General features: G+C 59.8%; 3 protein-coding genes. All 3 read left to right on the top strand.

The window, feature by feature from the left end:
• On the top strand, positions 1–347 hold a 347-nt coding region (locus SGJ19_26585; GenBank protein ID MDZ4783831.1), incomplete at its 5' end, for a hypothetical protein.
• 206 nt (positions 348–553) lie between these two features.
• Positions 554–2,422, top strand: a complete 1,869-nt coding sequence (locus SGJ19_26580) for a PEP-CTERM sorting domain-containing protein (protein MDZ4783830.1) — start codon at positions 554–556, stop codon at positions 2,420–2,422.
• A 227-nt stretch (positions 2,423–2,649) separates the two neighbouring features.
• Positions 2,650–4,329: a CRTAC1 family protein gene (locus SGJ19_26575; protein ID MDZ4783829.1), complete on the top strand. Its 1,680-nt coding sequence runs from the start codon at positions 2,650–2,652 to the stop codon at positions 4,327–4,329.
• The last annotated feature ends 81 nt before the right edge of the window (positions 4,330–4,410 follow it).

Raw genomic sequence — 4,410 nt, 5'->3', positions numbered from 1 at the left:
ATGTGCGCAACAATTTTGGCGGACTCGGTTTAGGCGACGCTGACGGCGACGGGGACGTGGACGTTTCCGATCTGAACGCCGTGCGGAATAACTTCGGCGTTGGCAACAGCCCCGCGCCGACGATTGCGGTCACTAAAACTGTGGCGCAGCCCCCCTTATTTACTAGGCAACGCGCTATTGAAGTTGAAGCGACCGCTGCTCAACTCGAAACCTTGCGAACGCCGCTCACACGCCTGGATTCGCGACTGCGAGCTGCGGAGTTGGCCACCGACGCGCTCTTCGCCAACTTGGACCAGGCTATCAAGTCCCACGATCAGTCGGCCAAACGCCGATCGAGCCTGCGCTAATTTCCCGCTGGATTCCGATTAACCTGACTTCGAGTTGGCCAGACGGGAAGGTTTTCGTTCAATAAGTTTCCGCAATTTTTTCGCGCATTTCTTATTGCAACTTTCCGCATGGGCATTAAGTTAGGGACCGGAACTAGGGAAGCTCCCGACTAGGCAATCTGCATCGACCACACTGATTGGAGGCTTCAATGCGCTCAAAGCTTCGAATGTTCGCACGTTGTGCCGTCGCCGCGACAACGCTTGGCGTTGTCACTGTGACCGCACGAGCGGCGGACACCGTTCAGGATTTTTCCGCCAACTTCAACACCGGCTCCACGCCTTCTCGGCTTTCATTGGACTTGTACGGCGCAGGCTCAGCTCCCGTCATTAATCCTGGCCTTCCCGATGGCTGGGATGGCAACTACTTGCGGTTGACGCACGCTGAGAATTCTCAAGCCAACGTCCTCACCTTCAATCAGGCCTACACGGGCGATTACGACGCGCTCGAGATCAGCTTCGATTTCTCGATCAGCAATGGCCCAGCCGGTGCGGACGGTTTCGGCATTGCCTACATGAACTCGGCCACTTACGGCGTCGACACGACAACCCTGGCGCCAGGCATCAGTGAAGAGCCCAATCTGCTGGGTTCGTTCGGCGTCGGGTTCGACACCTACAACAACCCCACTTTGGGCGATACCACCGCGCCGGAAGGCTCGACTCCCAACTCCATCTCGCTGCATGCGAACGGCGCGTTGGTCAGCAGCCTGAGCTTGGAAGCCGAAGCGCTGGCCTTGCTCGAAACGGCAGACGGTTTGCCGATCATGAAGGGCAACATTCGCGTCGTGCCCGCCGATGGCGGCTCCAACGTGACAGTGAGCGTGACGACGGATGAGCCCACGCCCATCACCATCACGCCGTTCAACAACTTCTTCGTGGCGGGCCTCAATCCGTACGACGGCCGCATTGGGATTGGCGGCCGCACCGGCGGTGCCAACGCCAACCAAGACCTCGACAACATCAAGTTGACCGTCACCCCGGTCGGAGGCGCTCCGACCGAAGTGCTCAATGAGACGTTCGAAACACCGGTCGATCCGCCGGTGATTAATCCGCCGGTTCCGTTGGGCGGCACGCCTTGGACTGCGGTTCAGAACGGCTCCGCACCTGCGGCTCGCGTGAACCCATCGCCGGGCGGCACCGATACGGATGCGTTTATGCGGATTTCCGCCCAAATTCCTGGTCAGAACAACACCATCGCCTTCGACAAGACGGCCGACACGGTGGGCGAATCGATCAAGGTCGATGTCGACTTCCGCTTGTTCGATGAAGGCGGCGCCGGCGGCAACGCCGACGGCATGTCGATGATGATTGTCGACACGGGGATTCACGGCGACACCGGACCGTTGGTTGGCTTCTCCGGAGTTTCCGAAGAGCCGAATCTGACGGGTGCCTTGGGCCTGGCTTTCGATACATTTGACAACTTTCCCGTTCCTGGCGGACCGAGCGAAGAAGGTCGGCCAACGGAGGGCGCGCGGGCCAACCACGTTTCGTTACATTGGAACGGCGCGTTGGTCCAACTTGAGGTGCTCGACATCGCCGAGTTCGACCTGACGTCGAACACGTTTGATCACGCGTCGATGCAGGTTGATTTCGTTCCGGGTGGCGGCAACGTCAGCTTGTCGTTCCTCGATTCATCGAATGGCAACGCCGAGACGGTCGTCTTCAATGACTTCTTCGTTGCCGGGTTGGCATTCCCCAACGGCGCCCGGGCAGCCTTCGCCGCGCGTACCGGTGGCGCCTACGATCACCACGACATCGACAACCTGGCGATCGACTGGGATTTCAAAGGTACGGTAGTTGTCGGCGACACCGACACCGACGGCGACGTCGATATTACTGACCTCAACAACGTCCGGAACAATTTTTCCGGAACCGGGTTGGGTGACACCGATGGGGACAACGACGTCGACATCACCGACCTGAACAACGTCCGCAACAACTTCGGTGCGGGTCCAGGCGCCAATGCCGTACCCGAACCGGGTTCGATGGCGTTGGCGGCGATTGGGCTGAGCGTATTTGCTCGGCGCCGTCGTCGGTAGTTCGTTCCCAGGCAGATGTTTTGAAGTTCAAGGCAGCCGCTTCCAGTCAATCGATTGGAAGCGGCTGTTGCTTTTTGGTATGATGGTGCCATCACGTCGTTGCGCGGCAAGCGCGTGGTTCGCCCCGGCATTCGCCGATTTTCATCGCTCATATGATCTGCAATCGTTGCTATTTCGTTCTTCTGTGCATGGCCGCTATTCTCTGCGGTTGCAACGAATCTCCATCGATGTCCGGCTCCGGCACGGCGGCCTTAGCGAACGAACAGGAAACGACGCAGGAAGATTCCCCAACGATCTTCGTCGAGTGGCCGGAACTGGGCGTTGATTTCGTACATCGAGCAGATACCCACAAGCAATACTCTTTGCCACGTACCATTGGTTCCGGGACCGCGGTCTTCGACTACAATGGCGACGGGCTACTCGATCTGTATCTGATTCAGAACTCCGGGGCGGAATCGAAGCATACGAATCGCCTGTACCGCCTCGGCGCCGACCTTCGATACGTCGATGTCAGCTCAGGATCAGGGTTGGACGTCGCCGGCTATGGGATGGGCGCTGCGGCAGGGGACGTGAACAACGACGGCCGCGTCGACCTGCTGCTCACGGAATACGGTCATGCCCGGTTGTTTCGCAATCGATCCGAGGGGGACGAACCAAAGTTCGAAGAGATCACGGCGGCCGCTGGTATCGAAAACCCGTATTGGGGCACGTCCGCCGCGTTTCTCGATTTCGATCGCGATGGCTGGCTCGACTTGGTGGTCGTCAATTACATGAACTACGACCCCTCGCGCTGGTGCGCCGATGGCAGCAGCCGCGAGGAATTCTGCGGGCCGGACGCCTTTCCCGGCCGCATGGCTAAGCTCTATCGAAATCGTGGCGCTCAGCCGGACGACCAGGTCCGTTTTGAGGATGTGACCGTTAGCTCCGGCCTGGCGGCAGCGCCCGGGCCGGGATTGGGCATATTTTGCGCGGATTTCGACGGCGATCGCTGGCCGGATATGTTCATTGCCAACGATGGTCAACCGAATCACCTGTGGATCAATCAACGGGACGGCCGTTTTGTCGAGGAAGGGATTTCCCGAGGACTGGCTTACAACGCGATGGGCAAAGCGGAAGCCAATATGGGCGTTGCGGTAGGGGACGTTGACGGCGACAACTTGTTCGATCTGTATGTCACGCACCTCACCGAAGAAACGCATACGCTATGGCGTCAGGAGCCGCGCGGGTATTTTCTCGATCGCACGGCCGCATCGAAACTCATCGGCGCGGCGTCGCGCAGCACCGGCTTCGGCACGGCGATGGCCGACGTCGACAACGATGGCGATCTCGATTTGATGTTGGTGAATGGGCGTGTCACCCGTGCGGCAAAGCCACCCGCTTCGCCCGCGAGATATGCAAATGAATTCTGGCTCCCTTACGCCGAACCCAATCAGTTACTTCTCAATACGGGCGACGGGCACTTCGTGAACGCCGCGTCGCAGAATCCCGCATATTGCCGCGAACCTGCGGTCTCCCGCGGATTGGCCGTGGCGGATTTGAATGACGACGGCGGGCTCGATCTGATCGTCACGCGCGTCGATCAGCCGCCCGGTATTTACCGCAACGTGCATCCGGCGCGAGGACACTGGTTGTTAGTGCGCGTGGTCGATTCCCTACTGCACCGTGACGCGTACGGCGCGGAAGTTACGTTGCGGCAGGGCGAGAAGGTGGTCACGCGGCACGTGAATCCCGGCTATAGCTTTCTCTGCAGCAATGATCCGCGTTGCCATTTCGGCCTGGGAGACGCCGCCGCGTACGCGGCGATCGAAGTGGTCTGGCCAGACGGCACGGCGGAAATGTTTGCCGGGGGTAAGGCAGACCAAGTGATCACCTTGGAGCGGGGCGCCGGCCGACCGCTGGAGCAATAGGGGTGCATGAGCGTTCGCAAGCTAGCCTGGATCGCCGGCGCCATTGCCGTCCTCATCTGCGCCGGACTGGCGATCTGGCAT

The sequence above is a fragment of the Planctomycetia bacterium genome (genome assembly GCA_034440135.1).
Taxonomy (GTDB): Bacteria; Planctomycetota; Planctomycetia; order Pirellulales; family JALHLM01; genus JALHLM01.
Note: the sequence above shows the minus strand (reverse complement) of the source record. Positions and strands in the feature narration are given on the sequence as shown.